The organism is Brevibacillus antibioticus, assembly GCF_005217615.1.
Lineage (GTDB): Bacteria > Bacillota > Bacilli > Brevibacillales > Brevibacillaceae > Brevibacillus > Brevibacillus antibioticus.
Genome location: NZ_SZNK01000001.1, coordinates 1,817,553 through 1,840,294, shown reverse-complemented (window position 1 = coordinate 1,840,294; position 22,742 = coordinate 1,817,553). Strand labels below are relative to the sequence as shown.

20 protein-coding genes are annotated in these 22,742 nt (G+C 40.8%); 14 read left to right on the top strand and 6 right to left on the bottom strand.

Features of this window, described 5'->3' with window-relative positions; genetic code table 11:
• Positions 1 to 8: 8 nt before the first annotated feature.
• Positions 9 to 575, top strand: coding sequence for an SLOG family protein (locus tag E8L90_RS08425; RefSeq protein ID WP_137028890.1), 567 nt, complete (start codon positions 9 to 11; stop codon positions 573 to 575).
• Positions 576 to 1,171: 596 nt separating this feature from the next.
• Positions 1,172 to 2,650 (top strand): FMN-binding glutamate synthase family protein, encoded by a 1,479-nt coding sequence (locus tag E8L90_RS08415; RefSeq protein ID WP_137028888.1) that lies wholly within the window; start codon positions 1,172 to 1,174, stop codon positions 2,648 to 2,650.
• A 138-nt stretch (positions 2,651 to 2,788) separates the two neighbouring features.
• On the opposite strand, the gene E8L90_RS08410 is transcribed toward E8L90_RS08415, so the two are convergent.
• Complete coding sequence (locus tag E8L90_RS08410) at positions 2,789 to 3,880, bottom strand: LuxR C-terminal-related transcriptional regulator (protein WP_162309070.1); 1,092 nt, start codon at positions 3,878 to 3,880, stop codon at positions 2,789 to 2,791.
• 197 nt (positions 3,881 to 4,077) lie between these two features.
• On the opposite strand from E8L90_RS08410, the gene E8L90_RS08405 reads away from it, so the two are divergent.
• Both E8L90_RS08405 and E8L90_RS08400 read left to right on the top strand, forming a co-directional pair.
• Entirely contained in the window at positions 4,078 to 5,763 is a 1,686-nt protein-coding gene (locus tag E8L90_RS08405; protein ID WP_137028884.1) for an amidohydrolase, read from the top strand.
• A 26-nt stretch (positions 5,764 to 5,789) separates the two neighbouring features.
• Positions 5,790 to 6,446 (top strand): DJ-1/PfpI family protein, encoded by a 657-nt coding sequence (locus E8L90_RS08400; RefSeq protein ID WP_137028882.1) that lies wholly within the window; start codon positions 5,790 to 5,792, stop codon positions 6,444 to 6,446.
• Between the two features lie 129 nt (positions 6,447 to 6,575).
• Here the strand turns inward: E8L90_RS08400 and E8L90_RS08395 are convergent, their stop codons facing one another.
• The gene (locus E8L90_RS08395; RefSeq protein WP_137028880.1) at positions 6,576 to 7,682 is read right to left on the bottom strand and encodes a toxic anion resistance protein; all 1,107 of its coding nucleotides are present in this window, start codon (positions 7,680 to 7,682) and stop codon (positions 6,576 to 6,578) included.
• 26 nt (positions 7,683 to 7,708) lie between these two features.
• Positions 7,709 to 8,365 carry a UPF0016 family protein gene (locus E8L90_RS08390; RefSeq protein ID WP_137028878.1) on the bottom strand — a complete coding sequence of 219 codons (657 nt, stop codon included), beginning with the start codon at positions 8,363 to 8,365 and terminating at the stop codon, positions 7,709 to 7,711.
• A 417-nt stretch (positions 8,366 to 8,782) separates the two neighbouring features.
• Between E8L90_RS08390 and E8L90_RS08385 the strand changes: the two genes are divergently transcribed.
• From E8L90_RS08385 to E8L90_RS08370, 4 genes are all read left to right on the top strand, one after another.
• Positions 8,783 to 9,574 (top strand): VWA domain-containing protein, encoded by a 792-nt coding sequence (locus E8L90_RS08385; protein WP_137028876.1) that lies wholly within the window; start codon positions 8,783 to 8,785, stop codon positions 9,572 to 9,574.
• A 155-nt stretch (positions 9,575 to 9,729) separates the two neighbouring features.
• On the top strand, positions 9,730 to 10,017 hold the full coding sequence (locus tag E8L90_RS08380; RefSeq protein ID WP_137033337.1) for an NUDIX domain-containing protein: 288 nt from the start codon (positions 9,730 to 9,732) through the stop codon (positions 10,015 to 10,017).
• A 257-nt stretch (positions 10,018 to 10,274) separates the two neighbouring features.
• A complete protein-coding gene (locus E8L90_RS08375; RefSeq protein ID WP_162309069.1) occupies positions 10,275 to 10,862 on the top strand; it encodes a heparan-alpha-glucosaminide N-acetyltransferase domain-containing protein in 588 nt (195 codons plus the stop codon).
• A 53-nt stretch (positions 10,863 to 10,915) separates the two neighbouring features.
• On the top strand, positions 10,916 to 11,293 hold the full coding sequence (locus E8L90_RS08370; protein ID WP_162309068.1) for a hypothetical protein: 378 nt from the start codon (positions 10,916 to 10,918) through the stop codon (positions 11,291 to 11,293).
• Positions 11,294 to 11,456: 163 nt separating this feature from the next.
• Here E8L90_RS08370 and E8L90_RS08365 read toward each other — a convergent pair whose 3' ends face one another.
• Together E8L90_RS08365 and E8L90_RS08360 are read right to left on the bottom strand one after the other, a co-directional pair.
• Entirely contained in the window at positions 11,457 to 12,389 is a 933-nt protein-coding gene (locus E8L90_RS08365) for an aldo/keto reductase (protein ID WP_137028870.1), read from the bottom strand.
• A 395-nt stretch (positions 12,390 to 12,784) separates the two neighbouring features.
• Positions 12,785 to 14,173, bottom strand: coding sequence for a D-serine ammonia-lyase (locus E8L90_RS08360; RefSeq protein ID WP_137028869.1), 1,389 nt, complete (start codon positions 14,171 to 14,173; stop codon positions 12,785 to 12,787).
• A gap of 155 nt (positions 14,174 to 14,328) precedes the next feature.
• On the opposite strand from E8L90_RS08360, the gene E8L90_RS08355 reads away from it, so the two are divergent.
• The 6 genes from E8L90_RS08355 to E8L90_RS08330 all read left to right on the top strand — a co-directional run bounded on the left by E8L90_RS08355 (position 14,329) and on the right by E8L90_RS08330 (position 21,206).
• Complete coding sequence (locus tag E8L90_RS08355; RefSeq protein ID WP_137028867.1) at positions 14,329 to 14,883, top strand: cupin domain-containing protein; 555 nt, start codon at positions 14,329 to 14,331, stop codon at positions 14,881 to 14,883.
• 319 nt (positions 14,884 to 15,202) lie between these two features.
• On the top strand, positions 15,203 to 16,060 hold the full coding sequence (locus tag E8L90_RS08350) for a MurR/RpiR family transcriptional regulator (protein ID WP_162309067.1): 858 nt from the start codon (positions 15,203 to 15,205) through the stop codon (positions 16,058 to 16,060).
• A gap of 27 nt (positions 16,061 to 16,087) precedes the next feature.
• Positions 16,088 to 17,197 carry an o-succinylbenzoate synthase gene (gene menC / locus E8L90_RS08345; RefSeq protein WP_137028863.1) on the top strand — a complete coding sequence of 370 codons (1,110 nt, stop codon included), beginning with the start codon at positions 16,088 to 16,090 and terminating at the stop codon, positions 17,195 to 17,197.
• Positions 17,198 to 17,270: 73 nt separating this feature from the next.
• Positions 17,271 to 18,158 carry a serine hydrolase gene (locus E8L90_RS08340; RefSeq protein WP_137028862.1) on the top strand — a complete coding sequence of 296 codons (888 nt, stop codon included), beginning with the start codon at positions 17,271 to 17,273 and terminating at the stop codon, positions 18,156 to 18,158.
• Between the two features lie 90 nt (positions 18,159 to 18,248).
• Complete coding sequence (locus E8L90_RS08335; protein WP_137028860.1) at positions 18,249 to 19,403, top strand: M20 family metallopeptidase; 1,155 nt, start codon at positions 18,249 to 18,251, stop codon at positions 19,401 to 19,403.
• A gap of 18 nt (positions 19,404 to 19,421) precedes the next feature.
• Positions 19,422 to 21,206 (top strand): M3 family oligoendopeptidase, encoded by a 1,785-nt coding sequence (locus E8L90_RS08330; RefSeq protein ID WP_137028859.1) that lies wholly within the window; start codon positions 19,422 to 19,424, stop codon positions 21,204 to 21,206.
• A gap of 282 nt (positions 21,207 to 21,488) precedes the next feature.
• On the opposite strand, the gene E8L90_RS08325 is transcribed toward E8L90_RS08330, so the two are convergent.
• Complete coding sequence (locus tag E8L90_RS08325) at positions 21,489 to 22,397, bottom strand: tyrosine-type recombinase/integrase (protein WP_279633707.1); 909 nt, start codon at positions 22,395 to 22,397, stop codon at positions 21,489 to 21,491.
• Between the last annotated feature and the right edge of the window lie 345 nt (positions 22,398 to 22,742).

Genomic DNA, 22,742 nt, shown 5'->3' with positions numbered 1-22,742 from the left:
GTGGCAACATGTTAAAACGTTTATTTGTTTCAGGATACAAGGCTCACGAGCTTGGCATTTTCGATGAAAAAAATCCGGGGTTAGCCATTATTAAGAAAGCACTGAAGCGGGAACTCGTAAGATTCCTTGAGGAAGAATTGGAATGGGTCATCATATCTGGCCAACTCGGGGTAGAAATGTGGGCAGCCGAAACTGTTCTGGAATTAAAGAAGGAGTATCCACATCTAAAACTAGCGGTAATTACTCCGTTTTTGAATCAAGAGGAAAAGTGGAAAGAAGAGACACAGGATTACTACCGAAATATTGTGACGCAAGCCGATTATATCAATAGTGTCTATCAAACACCTTACCAAGGAGTATGGCAGCTTGGAGAGAAAGACAAATTCTTGCTATCGAATTCAGATGGTATCTTGTTAGTTTACGATGAAGAAAACGAAGGCTCCCCGAAATTTTTGAGTAAGCTTGCCGCAAAAAAAGCGGAAATTGGCGATTATCAGTTGTTTCGAATTAACGCATATGACTTACAGACCATTGCAGAGGAACAGCAGCAAGAATTATACAATGACTACTTCTAATCAAACAGCGACAAACCTAGGTTATTTAGTTCCAAACTTCCTCTCCCATTTAAGGCAATAGAGATTGTACTAGAATTTGAAAGCCATTCTGTGGCAGATTCCGGATTTTGAAATCGAAAAATACAGAGAAGAGCTATACAGCATTCATATGAATATTGAACGGCAGGGTCTTCGATGATTCAAATATTAATCAAATGGATTTCTAGGAGCTTGTCGCACTGGGACAGCTCCTTTTGCATTTTTCGCCGTTAGCCTTCCGCACCTGAGCATCTGTTTGTCTCAGGATGTACTCTGCCTCATCTGGGAAGATCAGTAAATCTCCCTGCAATTATGGATCAAAACCATTGAAAGCCATTGCAATGGCGGCTATCGTTCTGATTAATTATTTTGACTATTGCTCAACGACGTTTTTGTGAGAGTAAACTTGTCTAACTGGCTTATACTACAAGCAGGAAAAAAAGAAAACGATACTGCGGTAAGCCAAGCGATGGTAAAACACAAAATTCTTGAAAATCGGCTACTATCGCTAACCTGCGCATGGATCATTCTTATCTGCATGTACGCTTTTGCTAACGGTATCGAAGGGGAGAAGTATAATGGGAAGTAAATGGATGTCTTTTGACATCGGATCATTTACGGGTACAATGACAGCCATTCTATTTTCAGGAATTCTAGCGCTCATTTTTTCCAGGTCATTGCTGCAATGGATCATTGGCCGATTCACGAAGCGGCTCATGAATGAACGGTATCCCGAAAACATTTGGGAAATGGTAACGGCTTTAACTCGCCTGCCACCAAGAATTTTGATTGAAAATAGCTTGCGAGCTTCAGAAGGGGCAGTCATTGAAAGACCGTTTGGGAGTCCGCGTAAATTTCTTACTTACGATGGACTTATCTTTTCTCCGGCACAACTGGCCACGTTAGTCACCCCTGAAGATGTAGATATAGATATGCGGATTACCATCGGACCTCAGGCAAAAAAACCTTTGTCGCTGGAAATACCCATTATGGCAGGGGGAATGGGGTATGGGATTGGTGTGTCAGAGAAAACAAAGATAGCGATTGCAAAAGGAACCGCTGCAGTCGGCACATTAACAAATACGGGTGAAGGGGGTTTTTTACCCGAAGAGAGACAACACGCCAAACATCTAATTATTCAATACCACAGCGGTAAGTGGTCAAAAGAGCCAGAAATTCTTAAACAGGCCGATGCAATCGAAATCCATATCGGGCAAGGAGCTATTGCTGGTGCGGGGAGTTTTATCCCTTCGGAGTACGTTCAGGGAAGAGCCAGAAAAATCTTGAAAGTGGAGAATGATGATTATGTCGTGATTCCTTCCAGGCATAAGGATATCAATAAACCGCAAGATCTTCGCAAAGTAGTTGATCATCTCCGCGCCCTTACTGGTGGAATCCCCATTGGAGTTAAAATATGTGCAAGCGCAAAGATTGAAGCCGATTTAGAAGTCGCCATTTTTGCAGGAGTTGATTTTGTAAGCATCGATGGCGGACAGGCGGGATCTAAGGGCGGACCTCCCATCTTGGAGGACGATTTTGGAATTCCCACCATTTATGCCGTTTCACGTGCCGTACATTACTTACAAAAACGCGGGGTGAAAGAAAAAATCACCTTGTTAAGCGGAGGAGGATACTTCACGCCATCTGATTGCTTGAAAGCATTTGCGTTGGGCGTTGATGGTGTCTATATGGGGACGGCACTCCTTTGGGCGATGACGCATGATCAGGTAACAAAAGCAATTCCTTGGGAACCTCCTACTCAACTTGTTTTTTATCCGGGAAGTTTAACTGCTCAATTTGATGAGCAAGAAGCAGCAAAGTATTTAGAGAACTTTCTTACGTCTTTTGTGGAAGAAATGAAAGTCGCGATTCTTGCACTGGGAAAAACATCTGTTCATCAAGTTGGCGTAGATGATCTTGCAGCCCTTGATGAATTGACGAGCAAGGTAACAAAAGTCCCTCTTGCCTATGAACCGTATATCCTGACTAAAGAGTTTATGGACTCGCTATTGATTCCGAGCGAGGATGGCACTGATCAATTGAGGCCTATGCTGTGAGTGCGAATGCATTCACAGCTTTTTTAGTGTAGAAGTTGCTGTATCCCATTAATTAACTGACCTATTCATGTTTGCGAATGACACAATACGACAAAATCCCCTGCCGAATGCGCTTATCATTGCGTCATAAAAAGATGACTACCAGTTAATCTTGTAACACAAGCTCGTTCTGTTCGTTACTTCCATTTTCTTATAAATATTTTGCAAGTGCCTTTTAACCGTATTCAGACTAATATGTAATTCACCCGAAATCTGCTTGTTTGTAGATCCTTGCTGCACAAGCTCGTAAACTTCCCACTCTTTCGGGGTCAGGAGAGCAAGCTTGTTACTGTCATGCGATGCAATTCGGCTGGCTATTTTGCTTTTTGGGACAAGGTATATAACATATTGAAGCTTTCTTTGATAGGCAGATTGAGTCTGAAACGAGTGCTGGACACGTATCGTTACTTCCTGCAGTGTAGGTGAATGGACTGTCGTGACATAAGCAGGGAGCCTGTTAGTAGAATGGTCTGCCAAAAGCTGTTCAATAAAGGCTTTGATCGGATTCGTCCATGTATTCCCACGGGTCAATTCGATGCAAATGTCCCGGGCCGCCGGATTCACATAGCGGATAAAGGCAGGAGGCTCGACGATAATCATGCCGATGGATGACATATTGGAATGGGTCTCAAACAGTATTTTTTCATTCTCCATCTCTTCCACACGTGTATGCATGGCCAAAGTATTGGCAATATGCTTGGCAAGGATCCCCAATACTTGGGCATCATCAGCTGTAAACCCTTTTTCCTGTTTGGAGCGTGCCAATCCAATACCGCCCACCAATTTGTTTTCCTTTTCCAGATAAACACTAATCATATCGTAGTTTCCATATACTTGTATAAATTGTTTATAGTAAACAGATTGTTCATATTCCTCATAGGACATGATGTCCTTGATCCACAAAGCCTTGCTGGTAGAAATCAGGTGAAGAATCTTTTGGGGATGTAGCAAATCGAATTGAAAATAATAGGAAACATATTCTTGGATCAGTCGGTCCTCCACGTTGTAGGTGAGTGGATCACATAAATTGCCTTGTCTGTCAGTTGTCCAAAAGATAGATCTGTTAAAACCAAATAGTTGTGACAGCGAAAGCAATACCTGCTTGCGAAAACTCTCTGCGGGAACCAGAATGGAGTCGATAAATTGTAGAACTTTCAAATAATCTGTTTTCGATGCGCCCTTATCCAGCAAATTGTTTTCCCCCTTATGGTACCAGGTTTCCACAATCATAATATATACGCCCATTGGCAGCAACATGGCCAGACGGGGTGGGGAGACGAGCGCAAAAATCACCCTTTTGGGTAATAGGCAGCGTTTTCTGCTTTTGTCATAATAAAGCTCAAGCAAGCACCCGTATGGATAGGGAAGGAGGGTGGCTAGCTATCTGATTGTCTGCGATTCTACTTTCTTGCGAAGGGGTTGTTCATTTGGTGGCACCGGATACGGTTTATTTGAATGGACAGATTTATTGTGTAGTTCCGCGCTATCGCTACGTTGAGGCAGTAGCGGTGAAAGAGGGAAAGTTCGTTGCAGTGGGGAGTAACGACGAAATCAAGTCGCTGATCTCTCAAACAACCGAAGTAGTTGATTTGAACGGAAAGACGGTCTTACCTGGCTTGCATGATATGCACATACATGCGTATTTGGGGTCTTATTCCACGTTAAATGAATGCCACCTTCCTCGCGAATCTCATATGACTGTAACAGACATCTTGGAGTGCGTCCGACAATATGCCAAAAATAATCCGAGCAAGCCATGGATTGTAGGGGTGGACTGGCAGCCCGAGATAATGCCGTACATAAACAAAAGCCAGTTAGACGGTATTGATTCTTCACGTCCTATCATTTTATATGACTTCTCCCATCATAATGCTTGGGTGAATAGTAAGGCATTAGAGATTGCAGGAATCGACGCCCATACCTTTGACCCAGAGGGCGGTCACATCCATCGCGATGAAAGTGGAGAGCCAACAGGAGTCTTGATCGAGCTGCCTGCGATACAGCTTGTCGCCAAACATTTTCCCAAAGGCGGTGAGCAAGAACATTTTGAAGCAGTGAAGTGGATCGTGAACCAGCTCAATTCCCATGGGATTACGGGCATTAAAGAACCGATGACGGATCGGGAAATCTTGAAGACCTATAAGCGGCTGGATGATGAAAACGGACTTCATTTGCGGGTAGTTACCAACCTTATGTACAAGGTGCCATTAGAGATCAGCATGGAAGAGCAGTATGCGTTGATCGAAGACCGCAAGAAGTACGCTTCTTCCCACATTTTCACGGATTTTGCGAAAATGTTTATAGATGGAGTCCCTGCATTCAAGACTGCGGCCTTTATGCAGCCGTATCTCGGAGACGAAGATGCCAACGACAACATTTTAGTTGATGCCGAACAGCTTAAAAAGGATCTCGCTTATTTAGACAGCATGGGTATCACAGTCAAAATGCACGCCGTTGGAGACGCAGCGATCCGGGTCGGACTGGATGCCATTGAGGCTGCTCGAGCGGTAAACGGGTTCTCTGGATTGAAGCATGAGATTGCCCATACGACCTTTATTCATCCTGAAGACATTCATCGTTTCTGCGCACTAGATGCCGTAGCAGAATTTTCACCGATGATGTGGTTCCCTTCCGATTTTCATACCCAGGATAAAGTGGTGATTGGGCCCGAGCGCGCAGATGGCAAGTATCCGATTCGTAGTGTGGTAGATACTGGCGCTTTGGCTGTCTATGGAACGGACTGGCCTGTCGTACCGTCGTTTAATCCGTGGCCGAGCCTCGAAGCGATGGTTACCCGTCAAAACCCGTATATCGTTTATCCAGGGACAGTTAATGCCAGCGAGGCCCTCGACGTCGTTCAAGCTATCGAACTGTTTACGATCAATGGCGCACGGTCGATGTATCTGGATAACATAACCGGGTCAATCCAGGTCGGGAAATCAGCCGACATGATTGTTCTCGACCGAAACCCGTTATCGATACCGCCAACCGACATTCGAAACACAAAAGTCCTGTGTACGATTTTGGAGGGTAAAACCGTTTATGAGATTGCAACTAATTTACCTACAACTTAGAACCAGAACAAAAGGAGAATGACACTATGGAAGTCGCAATTTTGTTGTATAACGGTGTGACAGCATTAGATGCAATTGGTCCTTATGAAGCGTTCGCTGGAAGTATGAAATGCAAAATCAAATTTGTCGCGAAAGAAAAAGGATTGATTCAACTCGATTCAAAGATGGGCTACCTGCATGCAGAATACTGTTATGCGGAAGTCCATTCTGCGGATGTTTTAATCGTTCCTGGCGGTATAGGTTGTAAGGAGCTAATGAATGACGAAGAGACGCTGAACTGGATTCGCCAGTTACATAAGACATCGAAATGGACGACTTCGGTTTGTTCAGGCTCAATGGTTTTCGGTGCTGCAGGTCTGCTGGAAGGAGTACCGGCAACGAGCCACTGGTTTGTATGCGAATCTCTTCGCGCTCTGGGTGCGATTCCGCAGGAGGAGCGGGTCGTGCACCATGGGAAGATTGTCACTGCAGCGGGCGTGTCTTCCGGCATTGACATGGCGCTCCAAGTTGTAGCTTGGGAGTTTGGAGTAGAGATAGCACAGGCAACGCAGTTGACGCTTGAGTACGATCCGAAGCCCCCTTTTGATGCGGGATCGGTTAAGACGGCACCGCCAGCGATTGTACAATACACGAAAAAAGTTTACACGGAACTAATGGGCAGTGAAAACTTTTTTGTAGAATAATGTTCAGTGAAAAAGCTTCATCAGGTGTCGGAGAGCTCCTTGAAGGCGTCATCTCCCGGGGAGCGATAGGTCGCTAAGAAAAGACAAGAGGAAACCAAGGAAAGATCACTTGGTTTCCTCTTTTGTTATTTACTGTAGAAGTGAGGTTTGCTGATTGGCTGGTGCAGAAAGTTGATTTGGATCTGCCATACCGAGTTTTGCTCTCATGTCTACATTGAGCTTATCCATCTCTTGGATGAAGTTTTTGCTAGAATCGATAATTCTCCGATTTGAATCTTCGGTAATTTGGATTGCACTATACACATCATTAAATGCCTGCTGCAGTTTATTGATTGCGATACTTGGTTGCTCCAGCATCGAGGTGATTTCTTGTGTATTCTGTTTTAAGCTTTGAGCATTGGCTACCAGCATATCCTCAATCGCTTGATTGGTATTTTGTACGGCTTCGATTACCTTCTTCTGATTATTCAGGGCCAACTGAATGGCAGCGGACACTGTGACAACGTTTTGCGTCATCGTAATCGCGTTAAAGACCGCTTCATCCAACTTTTCGTTATTGTCCGCAATAACATCAACAGAAGCGATGGATTGTTGTAAAATGTTGATCATTTGACTCATATTTTTTACTCTTGTTACGACTTTGACCATTGCTTTTTCAAATTCGGGTTTGCGAAGTTGATTTTCAGGCTTATTGCTTTCAACTTCAAGCATCTCAAGCAACTTGTTACCAAAGTAAATCCGTTTCTCCAATTCATAAATATTTTCACCGGATTTTTTCTTAATGTATTTCAAGTTAATGACATCTTCTTTTAACTTGTCACTGCCAGTAAGCAAGGAGGCAATGATGTTATCAATTTGTGTGCTAACGGATTCATATTTTCGAATATAGGTGGAAATTGGGTTTTTCCCTAAGATTCTGTTGAAAAGATTGCTGATCCCACCGCTTTGGAAGATTTTGTTAGGATTCAATTCCTCTGTGCAAGAACGAAGCTTTAAGAGTGTATTGGGAATATCATTGTTTTTCCCTTCCATCAGATCTTTCACAGGTCGTTTTAGAATTTCGAGAGATTCAGCGGCATTTCGTTGGGTGCTTTCGCCCAAATTACCCAGCTGCTCAAAAATTGAATCCATCTGGCTTTGATTATCCGTTTGCAGCTGGCGCACCACATTTTCTGCTTCAGATTGGATCTTGATGATGTCTTCTTGTTTAACTAATTGGATAGTCTGTGTCGTCATTGCTATAACACGCTCCTTAAAAGTGATTAGTAAATTTCTTTCGCATTATATTTTTCGGTAATAAGATCAAGCTTTCTCTCCAACTCATAGATGTCGTGTTGTTCAATGGATGTAGAGATCACTTTCAGCTTTAGGTTGATGTCACGGAGACCGTCTAATAATTTCCGCCTATTTTTCAGCTTGTTTTCAACACTCAGCCTCAAGAAGGGGTTGATGACACTATTCAAGTCTTTCATGACGATCATTTTAATATCATGCTTCGTTTGCGCACTACCGAGCGTTTCTATGTAGGGGAGGAGAGTATCGATCTTCGAACAAAGGCTTGTTGTCTTTTCGGATATTTCATCATCGAGGTTGCGCTTTTCATTTTCGTTAATCACAATTTCCTTAATAATTTGTAGATACTCTCGTATTTCTGATGAGTAGATAGATTCCGGTTCCCTTTTCGTTTGTTCACTTTCAGCTTCATTAGAAGGAATTCTCTGGACCGGTTCTGGTACCGTTAATCCACTAAATTGCTGCTCTTTCTTTTCAGCAAAGACAACCCCTATAGCTACTGTTAGCAACGGTATGGCTAACATGATAAAAGTCGGAAGTATTGGGGATGCAAGTAAAGCTATGAAGTATCCCGCTACAGCACCAAGAAATGCATATCTTTTTCTGTATCTAATTCTTTTTTTCATTATTTATCCTCTCTTTCATACTGATTTATCGGAAACCTTGTAAACCATATATAACATGACAAAAAAATATGTAAAGATGTCTTTTTCGTCTTTAGACAAAAAATTCTCAAATAAGAGAGCCATCAATAGGGGAAGAACCATGAGTTGGGTATGCGATTTGACGCATTCTAGTGGGTTCCCTATGTATTCTTAATTTTAGCACTTTATGGTATTATTTGTTTAATAGATTCTACATATTTTTATAGACCAACTAAAAGTGTGTATGGCATGAAGAACAAAAAAAAGAAAACGCTATTGTCATAATGATTTTTGCGATTTATGGCACGCTTTGTTTGGTCGAACCACAGCTTTCTATCGAGCAACTAGATATTCGTAATGAGAGGCCATGCCTCGACATAATTAAAGGGAGTGTTCTTAGTGTCTATTGATTTGAAAAAGAAAGCAGAAGAGAACTTTATTAGTCTGAAGAAAAAAGCTGATGAAGCAGTTTCTAAAGTCGGTTTGAATGGTCAAACAGCGCGGGTAGCACTCGCTATTGATATTTCTGGTTCGATGAGTGCTCTATACCGAAATGGTGTAGTTCAACGTACAGTTGAGCGTTTGCTTGCCCTTGGTGTGAAGTTTGATGATAATCGCTCGATTGACATCTTTCTGTTTGGCAATAATGATTACGAAGTAGGAGAACTCTCTGAAAGGGATTTCTTCAACTACGTAAATGATCACATTGTGAGGAAATATCAACTTGAGGGTTACACAAATTACGCGGGAGTAATGAAACGTATCGCTAAAAAGTATTACCCACAAGCTTTTGAGGGTTCCGCTACCAGTGGAGGATTCTTCGGGAAGCTATTTGGTGGATCGCAAAAGTTTTCAATTGACCAGAATGCGTATAAAGCGCGTTACCAAGATAGTGAACCAGTTTACGTTTACTTTCTTACAGATGGGGATAATGGCGATAAGAGTGAAACGGAATTAGTCATTCGGGAAGCATCTAAATTGGGCATCTTTTGGCAATTCGTTGGAATCGGAAATGAGAGATTCCAATTCTTGAGTAAGCTCGATAACCTTCCGGGACGATTTATCGACAACGCAAACTTCTTTACTTGCACCGATCTTAATCAGATCTCAGACGAAGAGTTGTTCAAACGTTCTCTTGCAGAGTTCCCATCGTATCTCACTGAAGCTCGTTCCAAAGGCTTAATTAAGTAGTAACAAATCGAAACCAGCTCAAATAAAATTTGGCTGGTTTTTTTGTTCATGCACGCCCCGTTAGCAGGTAACTGCTAGTTTGGGGAGTTGCCTACTGATGTAAGAGCCATCCGATTTGTACCGCACTGGATTAGGCTCCCACATCTAATCGAACAATTTTTTGGGGAAGGGAGCAGAACGAATTACCTTGGTCAATAATCGAAGACGACTCTGGACGAATTCTACTACAACAAAAAAGAGATATTTGGGGTCTTCCTGGTGGCCTACTAGAAATTGGGGAAACATTCGAAGAGACTGTTAGACGGGAAGTTTTAGAGGTAACGAATCTTAAAATCAGTCAAATAAAGTTGTTTGGAATATATTCCGGAAAGAATGGCTTTGCTAGTACACGACTTCAATTCATACATAAAAAGGATATGCCAAGTAACCTAAACCCTCATTAAGCCCATTTTTTTAGACTGGTTACATGGAATACAGCCACCAATCATCAAATGAGTTTTATCTGAGGCAGCTTTAACGGCTGCCTTTTTCCAATTTAGGGTAATAGGGTTGTACACTATAAGGATAAGGTGGAGCTTCCAAATGAGGAGGGCTCCACTTTAATCTTTATTGACATTAGGTCTGACCTAAAGTTTAGACTTCTATTAAACAGTCAAAGCAACATGTCAAAATGAATACATATCCTGCGGAGGTGGATATTATGGAGAAAAATCTGGCTCAAGGAGAATCAAAACGCATTTTTTATCTGGATTTTGCCAGAGGGTTGGCTGTGTTTTTTATGATTATGCAGCATAGTATGATCATGCATGAAAGAACATCAGGCGGAGGCGACACTCTGTTGGGCAATCTGTTTGTTTTATTAGGTACCGCACCTGCTGCGCCTGTATTCATATTTATTATGGGGGGTTTCGCAGTACGCTCCAAGAAAAGCGTAGCAGAAAATATGATACGTGGTTGTAAAATATTCGCTTTTGGTTATGTTTTAAATCTACTTCGATTTACCATTCCTTTTTCATTGGCCGGTAATACTGGGGAAGCAGTGCCACTATTGTTCATGGTAGATATTTTTCAATTAGCAGGATTGTCGCTGATCTTTTTCTCCGCTTTTAAAAAGATTGCAGAGCATGCATTCATTCTGCCAGCATTCATCGTGGGCATACTGCTGATCTCACCCTACTTGTGGGGAGTGAAAAGCGATTTGTATATTTTCGACCCGCTTTGGGGGGCTGGGGCCAATAATCAATTCCCAATATTTCCATGGGAGGTGTACTTCCTTTTAGGTATGTAAGTAAACACCTTCAAACGCAAAAATTGGAGGAGCAGATCAAGAAAAAATATGTAATGGGAAGTCAGATTTTAGGGATAGCCGGTGCTGCAATGTTTCCGCTATTTCCAATAGGTGATTACAACCGAAGTGGACTGGCTATTCATTTGCTGATGATGAGTTTTATCTTTTTATGGATGGTTCTAGCTGATTATTTTGTTACTAAGTTAAATAAAGCCGGATTTCAGAAGCTGTTAAATACAATATATTTCTGGAGCAGTCATGTCACTGGGATCTATATCATTCAATGGGTACTCTTTGGCTGGAGCGTGCTGCTCTTGGGTTTACATGAACTGACGGATTATACAGCTATGATCTTTGGTTTCGTTGTTTTGCTTCTAACGGACGTTTTGTTAAGATTTACGAATCTGAACCGTATTTTACCTAAGCTGTAGCCCTGCTTCAAGCAAAGTGACTCCTAATTTTACTCAGTCACTGATCCATCCGTTCAATCACAGCAACATGTCTCTTCTGACGGAAGGCAATTTGTACCGTTCATTCGCGGATGTTTCCGATGAAATAGTAGGTTTTCAAGAACGAAGGTTCGTCACAAAGAACCTATTTAAAAATACGATCAATTTCGTTGATTTCTTCTTCTGTCAGGTAGACATCTACTGTTTTTAAATTATCCAGCACTTGCTCTGCACTTTTTGCTCCGGGAATGACCACATCAATTGAATCCTGTGTTAAGTACCAAGCAAGGGCTACATGAGCAACTTCGGCATTTTTTACATTTGCCATTTTACGGAGTTGCTCTACCTTTTCTAGATTTTTTTGGAATTTATCACCCTGAAAGTGAGGCATATTTTTGCGTAGATCATTGAATGTCATATCCTTATTGTATTTACCGGCCAGCAAGCCTGATGCTAGTGGAAAGTATGGAATAAACGAGATATTATTATCTGTCGTATATGGAAAGAATTCGTGTTCCGCTTCACGCTGCAGCAAATTGTAGTTTCCCTGTAATACATCGACATATCCATCCTTATTTGCTTCTTTTAATTGTTCCAGTGAGAAATTAGAAACGCCAATTGCTCTAATTTTCCCTTCGTCCTTTAGCTGTTTTAAGACTCCAATCGCTTCATCCTTTGGTGTATCCTGGTCTGGAGCATGAATATAAAATAAATCTATGTAATCTGTTTGTAGCCTTTTCAAACTATCTTCAACGGCTTGTTTTAAATGGTCAGGCGAATTATCCATAACAACATCATTGCCGACAGGTGTAAGGCCGCCTTTTGTCGCAAGGATGAGTTCATGACGCTTTCCTGCTTCTTTTATCACTTCGCCTACTAGCTCCTCTGAACGTCCTGTTCCATAAAAAAACGCTGTATCAAAAAAATTCGCGCCATGGTTGAACGCAGCCCGCACCAAATCTTTGCCTACTTCTTCATTTACATTCGGACAAATATTGTGCCCACCTACAGCGCTTGCTCCAAGTCCGATTGGATTGACAACTAACTCCGTTTTACCAATTCGTGTTTGTTTCGTCATTCTCTTCAACTCCCTCTCATTTTTTTTGTGCTAGGTTTTTATCGGTATCAATATCATAATTCATTACGTTACGTAAGTTTCAAGTGCAAAATGATTTCTTTAGGGACCTGGAGCCTAATGGCCCAATGCAATAAAGTTGCACCTAATAACAGGCACGAATTATTCTGATTGACTGGTGGAAGAATGATTCTGATTGACTGGTGGAAGAATGCTCCAGCATGGGATGATATATGCGATTAGCTAAGGGCAAGGATGCTAAAGGGGTTGAGAGTAAGATAGTGACAGCTAAACACCGGCCGTCTTAGACTTTATTTTCCGGCCAGTTATGGTGGGCGTAACAACAAAAAGCGGTTCAGACTATGTTGTTCACAGTCTTTGGCCGCTTTTTCTTTTATTCAACTATCGTATTCCGTAAGCGAATCTTTCAGTGTTGATAAATGTAAGCCTTTGTTATAGTAGCCTTCCATTATTTCTCTTGGAACCAAGCTTCCGCCAGTTGCCCAAACAATATGTGTACCGTTTTCCGACCTTTCTTCTAATGTATTTGCAGATAAATACTCCTTACCGACTCTTGTATGATGCAGTTTGACCGTTCCTAGCATTCCAGCTAATGCAGAGGGTTCAAGGTCAATATTTTCGCTGTTACTTAGAGCATGTAGTAAAATATATAATTCTTCATCATCAATTGTAAAAATTCCACTCAATAAGCTCTCGATTACTTTACCTACAAATCGAGAAGGCCTCCCTACTGCAAGACCGTCTGCGTCAGTCTTGTTATCTATCCCAAAATCCTGAACAGATACTTGATCATGTAATTCTGTTAACAATCCAAGCAGCATGCATGGAGAGTGGGTTGGTTCAGCAAAGAAGCAGTGCACATGTTCCCGGTAAATCAATTTTAAACCAAAAGTAACGCCTCCCGGACCACCACCTACACCGCACGGAAGATATACAAATAAAGGATGGTCTTCATCGACAATAACGCCTGCTGCATCTAATTGATTTTTTAAACGAATAGCTGCTACAGCGTACCCTAAAAATAAGTGCTTTGAATTTTCGTCATCAATAAAGTAGCAATCTGGATCTGTTTCTGCTTGTTTTCTTCCTTCCTCAACTGCTTTGCTATAGTCTGAACGATGCTCAATTACAGTAACGCCTTTTTCTCTGAGCAAGTCCTTTTTCCATTGTTTTGCGTCTTCTGACATATGAACAGTCACTTTAAAACCCATTTTTGCACTCATTACTCCAATACTCAGACCCAGGTTACCGGTAGAGCCTACAGCGATCGAATATTGCGAAAAAAAATCTTTGAACTTCTTCGTATCTAAAATGGAGTAATCATCCTGAGTTGTTAACAGGTTATGCTTAAACAAAAGATCCTCTGCATGCTTGAGAACCTCATAGATCCCACCTCTCGCTTTAATCGATCCAGAAATAGGGAGGTGGCTATCGCATTTTAACCATAGTTTCCCAGGAAGTGCCTGCTGATACTTTTTTTCAAGATAGCGATGCATATGGGGAATAGGTACCAAAGGAGATTCGATGATGCCGTTCATGCTTTGGGTTTCTTCAAATACCTTAGCAAGATAAGGTGCAAATCGTTTCCATCTTTCCTCGGCATCACGCACATCTTTTTCATCAATGGTAAGAGTATCCATACTTAATGACTTATACTTAGCATTTGTCCAAAGCACTTCTTTTAATGATACTACATCTTGTAATATCGGGTATTCTAGTTGCCATTGCAAAATCGATTTCCCTGCTACTGTCTGATTCATTGGCATCGGTAACTTCCTCTCTTCTTTGAATGGTTCCTGGATACGCTTCAAAATATAAAGGTATTACATGATTCTTTTTATGTTAAAATGTATTTAATAAAAGTCAATATAATTTATTTTGTTTGCAACTGAAATTCAACTCGAGGAGCAGCGTATTTATTATGAATGACATTCATGTAGGGCAAAAAATACAAGAATACAGGAAAAAGAAGGGATTAAACATTCGTCAACTAGCAAATCTGGTAGTAGTGACACCTTCGTTACTAAGCCAAATTGAACGAGGGATAGCAAACCCTTCTATTCATACACTAAAGTTAATCGCTAAAGTATTAGAGATTCCGGTTTTTAACTTCTTTCTGGAGCAGGAAAACACAAAAAATTTAATTGTTCGATCTAATCATCGAAAGAAAATGATTCTTCCAGAATCTGAACATCTTTCATATGAGCTTTTATCCCCTGATTTAAACGGGGCAATCGAGTATGCTTTAATGAAATTGACACCCGGAACTCAATCTTCTGAAGCATTGATGGAACACTTAGGAGAGGAAGCAGCTTTTATTCTAGAAGGGGAAGTAAAGCTGTATCTAAATGACGAAGTTCATATTTTGAGTAAGGGGGATAGTGTAAGAATACCGCCGTACATGAAACATAAGTGGAAAAATACGTTTGATCAGAACGTAGTAGTTATATTCGCAGTTACACCTCCCTCATTCTAACTAAATGTAAATTGGAAAAGGTGCTTGGATGACAGAAGCACCTTTTTGTGTTTTAAAGAGTTCGATCGTTCAATCTGATTCTAGTTACCTGTCTAAATTGCATGAGAAGATACCAGGACTCTTTATTTCTGGAATGAGTAAGTAAGTTAAAGAAGAAAAGATTGGTTATTCTATGAAGAGGCTAATATGAGCGTCTATAAAAATGGAAGAAAAACACTTGATCTTTTATCCTGCTTTATTTAGAATAGCAAAAAGAAGTGTAACTTCAAAACAGAATAAAAAAAGAATCAACACTTCCTGGAGGGGATTTAGACGAATAATGATTACGATACGAGAAAAAATTCGAACACACTATGCTCAGTTAACTAAGCAACAAAAAAAGGTGGCAGAACATCTTCTGGAAAACCCAGAACTGTTTATTAATAATACTGCATCGAGTGTAGGGGAACAGATCGGTGTTAGCGAGACAACTATTATACGGTTCTGCTACGCATTGGAGTATAGCGGTTTCAGTCAATTACAAAAAGAAGTGTTTGCCGAGCAGCTACGAAATGAAAAGAATACGCTTACGCATCATCAGGAAACCGCCAAACGTTTTAAAAATGATGAGCATTTTTTTAGCGAAGTGGTAAAAGAAAGTTTGGCCCGAATCGAGGGGATGCTTGGAACTATTTCAGAAACAGCATTTGAGAAAGTATTGCAAAGCATTAGCAAATCAAAAAAGGTCCTTACAGTAGGCTTGCGGTCATCATATGCACCGGCACATTGGCTGGCATTCAGCTTACGTATGCTCTGTGAAGATGCCCAGGTGTATAACCAGAATACGGATGATATTATCCAATTATCATCAGGAATGGATAAACAATGGGTATTGATCGCCTTTTCATTCAAAAGATATAGCAAAGAAACACTGGATATTGTAAGGATAGCTAAAAACAAGGGAGCATATATAGTTGCTATTACCGATGATGTTCTAGCACCAGTCAGCCAAAACGCTGATATCGTGCTGCAAGTTCCAAGTACGGATTCCTCTACACTCGATGTTACTCCGCCACTTTTTGTGTTACTTCATGCAATTGTTGCTGGTATGTCTGTGATTGATTCAGAGCAAGTTAGGCAAAGAATATTGGAATATGAACACAATTTCGAGATTTACAGAACGATAATGGAAGAATAAATTTCTGGATGTAAGGGGCTATTAGTGATGCAAATAAAGAGAGTTATCTTACACTACATGAAACTGCAATTGAAACAACCTTTTACGGCAAGCTTTGGAACGGTAACAGATAAGGAATTTATTTTAGTCAAAATAATGGACGAGAATGGAGTAATAGGGTGGGGGGAATCGGTGGCGATGGTCCTTCCTTGGTACAGTGAAGAAACAGTAAAAGGAAACTGGCAAATGCTTAAAGAACACCTCATTCCCATGCTGATAGGCAAACACCTAGAAGACCCATCCGATGTGTCCACCATTTTCCAAAAGGTACGGCGGAATAACATGGCAAAATCCGCATTGGAAGGGGCTGTTTGGGACTTGTTTGCCAAGCACAAAGGAGTCAGTTTGGCACAAGCCCTTGGAGGGACGAAGAAGGAAGTAGAGGTGGGGGTAAGTCTCGGGATCGAAGCTTCCATTCCTAAACTTTTGGATGTCATTCACAAAAACCTAGATTTGGGCTACAAGAGGATAAAAGTGAAGATAAAACCTGGATGGGATATTGCAGTAATGGAGGCTATTCGAAATAAATTTCCCAATATTCAGCTAATGGCAGATGCAAACTCCGCTTATACACTGGCACATAGCGACCTACTGCAAGAATTAGATCAATTTGACTTGACGATGATTGAGCAACCACTCGCACATGATGATATCATCGATCATTCTGCTCTTCAAAAAAGACTAAAAACACCTATTTGTCTCGACGAAAGTATCCATTCTGTAGAAGATGCCAGAAAAGCGATTGAGTTGGGAAGTTGCAAGATCATCAACATCAAAATCGGACGTGTTGGAGGATTGACTGAAGCAAAGAGAATTCACGACCTTTGCAAGCAACAGAATGTTCCAGTCTGGTGTGGCGGTATGATGGAGTCGGGAATTGGACGAGCGCATAACATTGCCATTACTACTTTGGACAATTTTATCTTCCCTGGTGATACTGCTGGATCAAAAAACTATTGGGAGGAAGACATTATAGACCCGGAAGTAACGCCTCACAATGGAGTTATTACATTGCTCAATAAACCGGGAATTGGATACGAGCCTAACCATGAAAAAATCGAGAAAAATTCGCTCTATTCAGAGGTTTTCCACCCATAACAAAGAAGTGGATCTCATTTAATAATGATAGATCCGGGAATTACACTTGAATAAGGGAGGGGATGAGTTAAACATGGACTTGCAAAAAAAAATCGAAGAACTAGTTGGACAAGCAACCGCAACATTCGGGATTGTCATCAAACATTTGGAGACAGATGAAGAGGTGAAGATTAATGAAGGGCATCTCTTTCAGATGGCAAGCTGTTATAAAGTACCGATTCTGGCGACTTTATTTCGTGAAGTGGAAGCAAGGGCAATCGATTTAAATACGAGAGTCCGTCTTTCATTGACCGATAGAGTCCCAGGCTCGGGGATATTAAAAGAATTCGATCCTGGATCTGAGGTTTCGCTGAAGGATTTGGCAACTCTGATGATTATTGTTAGCGATAACGTCGGAACAGACAAAATACTTGAGCTGGTAGGTGTGAACCGTACTGACCAATATATGAAGAGTATCGGATTACAGGATACCCATGTGAATCTGACATGCTGGCAGTTATTAAGCTTGGTTGTAAACCTAGACCCTGAATTGCATAGCAACGAGCAGTATGAAGAAGTGTCGCTGCGTCTATTCCAGGCAAAGCATGATAAAAGAAGCATCGTGTTTACCAAGAGTATAGAGAATAATGTGTCAACCCCAGCTGATATGGCATTTTTGTTGGAGAAAATAGCCAGAAAAGAGTTGATTTCAAAGAAAGCTTGCGAGCAGATGATTGACATTATGAAAAGACAGCATTTCCGCGACCGGATTCCAAATTTATTGCCTGCCGGAACCACAGTGGCTTGTAAATCGGGTTCAGTCGGTGGTGTTCATAATGATATTGGCATCATTTATTTACCGGAAGAAAAAGGTACCGTCATTGTTTCGGCTTTCTCTGAAAATAACAGCTCACAACTGGAAGCAGCACATATGATCGCGAGAGTAGCAAAAACCGCTTACGACTATTTTGTTAACAGGTAATCAGATACAAACCAACCAGAATTACTACGTGTCGATAAGCTTACCATCCTATATTTGTAAGAATGAAAGTGATTGATGAAAGGAGAAAACATGGGGGACTTATTGGAATATTTGAAGAGTCAGCAAAATGAGATGCTAAAAATGTTACAAACCTTGGTAGAAATAGAATCGCCTTCTCTCGAAAAAGAAATGAATGATTTATTAGGTAAAAAGATAACGGAGATTTTTCTTTCTTTCACTGGTGGAACGATGGAGATTATTCCTAATCAAACGTATGGGAACCACCTTCGTGGAAGATGGGGACAGGGAGATCATCAGATTCTTTTACTCGCACATCGAGACACTGTATGGCAAAGCGGCGATTTGCTAACAAACCCTTTTCGTATTGAAGGTAATAAAGCCTATGGACCGGGAATTTTCGATATGAAGGGCGGAATCGTTCAAGGAATATATGCGTTACACACATTACGGCACCTTCAAATAAATCCAAATTGTCAAGTTGTTTTTTTAATTACTTCAGATGAAGAAATAGGAAGTCCATCCTCTCGGCAAATCATTGAGGAAGAAGCTAAGAAAAGTGATTACGTCCTCGTCCTTGAGCCCCCCATGTACGATTACGGTGCTTTAAAAACGGCCCGTAAAGGAGTTGGCATGTACAAACTAAAAGTAACAGGGCAAGCTGCACATTCAGGAATTGATCATCAAAAAGGGAAAAGCGCCATCGAAGAATTAGCCCATCAAACCCTATACCTTCATAAACTGACTGATTACACAATTGGTACAACGGTAAATGTTGGAACTGTGAATGGAGGAACGCGCGGGAATGTAGTAGCTGCGGAAGCAGAAGCGGAAGTGGATGTACGAGTGAGGACACAAGCTGAATTTGATCGGATTATTCCCCTAATTGAAAATATCGTTCCTGCGATTGAAGGAACTAGGATAGAGATAGAAGGTGGAATAAATCGTCCGCCACTGGAACGCACGAAGGAAGTTGGCAACATGTTTGAACTGGCCAGGAATATTGGGAAGGAAAAATTGGGAATTGACTTGGTCGAAGTTGAGACTGGAGGGGCTAGTGATGGGAATTTTACAGCTCCTCTAGCGCCTACGCTTGATGGACTTGGTCCTGTTGGAGATGGAGCTCACGCAGTGCACGAGCATGTACTGATTCAGGACATTCCCGTAAGAAGTGCGTTGCTTGGATACCTGATTGAGGAGTTGGCAAGACAAAAAAGACATTCATAAGGGGGGAAGATTGTAATCATGAGGTGGAAGCTGGATGTTTTATATACCTCTTTTGATGCATACGAATTCTGTGATGACATGAAAAAATGTAAGGAAGATCTGAATGCCATAGAAAAGTGGATAGAAACAAATTCGAACAGTGATTTTGATGCAAGTAACAAAATAGAGACTTATCTTAATAGGTTAAATAGTTTTTACGATCGGTTTGATCGGTTATACCAATTCGCTGATTTGACTTTCTACGAAGACAATGAAAACCAAAAGTCGTTGGAAGCAATTGCTGATTTACAGCGAATGAAAGCTCGAAGTGTGAAGCCACTTGTAGCTTTCCAAAAGTGGATCAGTACTTTGGGAAATCTAAATGAACTGATTCAGTCATCTGAATTCCTAAAAGAGCATAAGTTTTATCTAACGGAATTAGTAGAAAAGAATGAATATGTATTAACTGAGAAAAGCGAAGAATTCATTGCTGAAATGGAAAATATGGGTTCAAACATATGGACGAGAATGCACAACGAATTAACCTCTAACCTTATGGTAAATGTGACAATAAATGATGAACAAAAGTTAATCCCTTTATCGATGGCAAGGAATATGGCCTATGATAAAAATTTTACAGTAAGAAAAAATGCTTATGAAGCCGAAATGAAGGCTTATTCAGAAATAGAAAATGCTTGCGCCGCTTGTTTAAACGGAATTAAAGGAGAAGTGATTACTTTATCTGAGATGAGAGGCTACTCATCTCCTCTTAAAAAAACATTATTGGATCAGAAAATGAGCGAAGCGGCTTTAGATACGATGATTAATGCCATTCAAGAGAGGTTACCCTCATTTCATGCCTTTTATAGGAGAAAAGCAGAATTATTAGACGCAAAGAATGGTTTGCCTTTTTTTGAACTATTCGCTCCCTTGGATACCGGCTCGCTAACCTTCACTTTTGAGCAAGCAAAAGATCTAATTATAGAAAATTTCGGAGCTTTTAGTGATTCCATGGGGTGCTTTGCTAAAAAGGCATTTCAAGAGTCATGGATTGATGCTGAGCCGCGGAAAGGAAAGCGGGGAGGGGCTCTTTGCGTTAACCTCTACAGTGTGAGAGAAAGTAGGATATTGTGTAATTTCACTGGGAGTTTAAGTGATGTAGTAACTCTCGCGCATGAGTTAGGCCATGGTTATCATAATGAATGCCTTAGAAATCAAAGTTATGTAAATAGTAAACCTCCATTACCGATCGCAGAAACAGCTTCAATTTTCAGTGAAATAATCGTAAAACAGGCAGAGCTCCAGAAACGAGAGGGAAGGGAAAAATACATTATTCTTGAAAATGATGTTTCCCAATCAAGCAAAGCAATAGTTGATGTGCATAGTCGTTTCTTATTTGAAAGTGAACTGTTTAAGAGAAGAAGAAACAAAGTTTTATCCCCGATTGATCTGAAAAACATGATGAAGAAAAGCCAAATCGACTCATACGGCACTAGCCTGGATCCTGATTTTCTACATCCATATATGTGGGTATGTAAAGCTCAATACTATTATGCTGATAATAATTTTTATAATTTTCCGTATACCTTTGGCTTATTGTTTTCAAAAGTGCTTTATGAGAAATACATTGAGAATAAATCTGCGTTTGTCAAATTGTATGATCAGTTTCTTTCTGTGAGTGGACAAATGAGTATTAGAACATTGGCAAAGAAGTTAGACATAGATGTCGAGTCAATGGATTTCTGGAGAGGTTCTCTACGTATAGTTGAGGAAGATATCAATCGTTTTCTACTCTATAGAAATGGAAAAGGTATTATTGAATAATCTTCGTCGCTAATCAGGAGCCATTTAGTCTGAGGGGGAGAGGGATGTTCAAAGAATGGCAAATAACGGTTAATAATTATTCTAATCACTACCGAATATAATGGTGTGAGGGAGAGATATCTTACCGAACATTGAAGCACAGATAAAATGAAAGTATACACAAAATATAATGTGTTTGAATATCAGTTCATAAAATTGCTATTTCATGAACTGAAACGGCATTTTATAAAACCTCCTCTCTGAACTATGATAATTACTAGAGAGGAGGTTTTATACGATTAACTAACTTTCGAATTTTAAGGTCTCAATTGCTAGTTTCTTTTGTTCTAGGTCGACATGAGTATAAATAGACGTTGTCGCTAAACTTTCACGGCCAAGAAGCTCCTGCAACGTACGAATATCTACCTTTGAAGGCCCGTCATTGGAACGCAAGAGCAGAGTCGCGAAGGTATGTCGCAAATGGTGCAGTGTAAACCGGTGAGGGGGTAAGCCCGCATTTTGAAGGACTTCCTTAAAGATCCGATGTAAGCCGCGAGGATCTATCCGTTGACCCATGTAATTCGTAAAAACTGGCTCGGAAGTATGCAATTGAAACGTTTCCAAGTGTTCCTGGTATTGCTTGATCAATGGAATCACCATCGGATGCAGCGGGAGTATACGTTCTTTATTACCTTTCCCATGAATCCGTATGGAATTCCATTCCAAATCAATCTGCCCCCAAGACAAATCAACTAATTCTTGGCGACGCATCCCAGTTGTCGCCAACAGCTTAAACATCAAATGATTCCGTAACGATAACTTACGCTGATCATTCTCTAAAAACCGAAATAGCATCTGTAATTCGATTAACTTCATGTAAACCGGTACTTTTTTGTCTGTTTTCGGTGCATGAATACCAACCATAAAATCGTTCGATATCCAGTTTTCCTTTGCACAAAAACGACTGAAGGATTTTAAGCAGGAAATACGTCTTTGCAGCGTGCGCGGATGTGTCTGGTGCTCAATGACCTGGTCTTGAATGAACCTCCGAACCGTCGAATTACGAATTTGTTCCAGTGCCGATGTGCCATGGACCCTCGTTAGAAAAGCCTCAAAAACATGTAAATCGTACGCATAGCTACGTATCGTATTCACTGATACATTGCGTTCAACCTCCATATAAAACAAGAATTCATCCATCGCTTGTTTCACCTGCAAACTTAATTTTCCTCCTAATAAATCGATTATAAGGACGCAACCGATTTTTATGGACCATCCACGAAACTTATTGGAACGGCTCCGAAACTTATCCGGACGCAACTGATGATTATTAGGAACCTTTACCAACCAGATTCCTGATAATGTAGCTCATCTGTCTAGTGACACAAACATGTATACCAAAAGTGTAGCTGAAAACGAAGTTAAATCAAGTTTTTAGCATCATGTAGTATACTTGTTTGTGTCATTTTTTTGTGACACAAACAAGTATACCAGCACAAATTGTGACACAAACATGTATACCGAAGGTGCGGAACGAAATTCTGTTATCGTTTGGGA

Coding starts and splice junctions, on each gene's coding strand:
- E8L90_RS08425 (WP_137028890.1), top strand. CDS start 9: ATGTTAAAACGTTTATTTGTTTCAGGATACAAGGCTCACGAGCTTGGC.
- E8L90_RS08415 (WP_137028888.1), top strand. CDS start 1,172: ATGGGAAGTAAATGGATGTCTTTTGACATCGGATCATTTACGGGTACA.
- E8L90_RS08400 (WP_137028882.1), top strand. CDS start 5,790: ATGGAAGTCGCAATTTTGTTGTATAACGGTGTGACAGCATTAGATGCA.
- E8L90_RS08395 (WP_137028880.1), bottom strand. CDS start 7,682: ATGACGACACAGACTATCCAATTAGTTAAACAAGAAGACATCATCAAG.
- E8L90_RS08390 (WP_137028878.1), bottom strand. CDS start 8,365: ATGAAAAAAAGAATTAGATACAGAAAAAGATATGCATTTCTTGGTGCT.
- E8L90_RS08375 (WP_162309069.1), top strand. CDS start 10,275: ATGGAGAAAAATCTGGCTCAAGGAGAATCAAAACGCATTTTTTATCTG.
- E8L90_RS08370 (WP_162309068.1), top strand. CDS start 10,916: ATGGGAAGTCAGATTTTAGGGATAGCCGGTGCTGCAATGTTTCCGCTA.
- E8L90_RS08365 (WP_137028870.1), bottom strand. CDS start 12,389: ATGACGAAACAAACACGAATTGGTAAAACGGAGTTAGTTGTCAATCCA.
- E8L90_RS08360 (WP_137028869.1), bottom strand. CDS start 14,173: ATGCCAATGAATCAGACAGTAGCAGGGAAATCGATTTTGCAATGGCAA.
- E8L90_RS08355 (WP_137028867.1), top strand. CDS start 14,329: ATGAATGACATTCATGTAGGGCAAAAAATACAAGAATACAGGAAAAAG.
- E8L90_RS08350 (WP_162309067.1), top strand. CDS start 15,203: ATGATTACGATACGAGAAAAAATTCGAACACACTATGCTCAGTTAACT.
- menC (WP_137028863.1), top strand. CDS start 16,088: ATGCAAATAAAGAGAGTTATCTTACACTACATGAAACTGCAATTGAAA.
- E8L90_RS08340 (WP_137028862.1), top strand. CDS start 17,271: ATGGACTTGCAAAAAAAAATCGAAGAACTAGTTGGACAAGCAACCGCA.
- E8L90_RS08335 (WP_137028860.1), top strand. CDS start 18,249: ATGGGGGACTTATTGGAATATTTGAAGAGTCAGCAAAATGAGATGCTA.
- E8L90_RS08330 (WP_137028859.1), top strand. CDS start 19,422: ATGAGGTGGAAGCTGGATGTTTTATATACCTCTTTTGATGCATACGAA.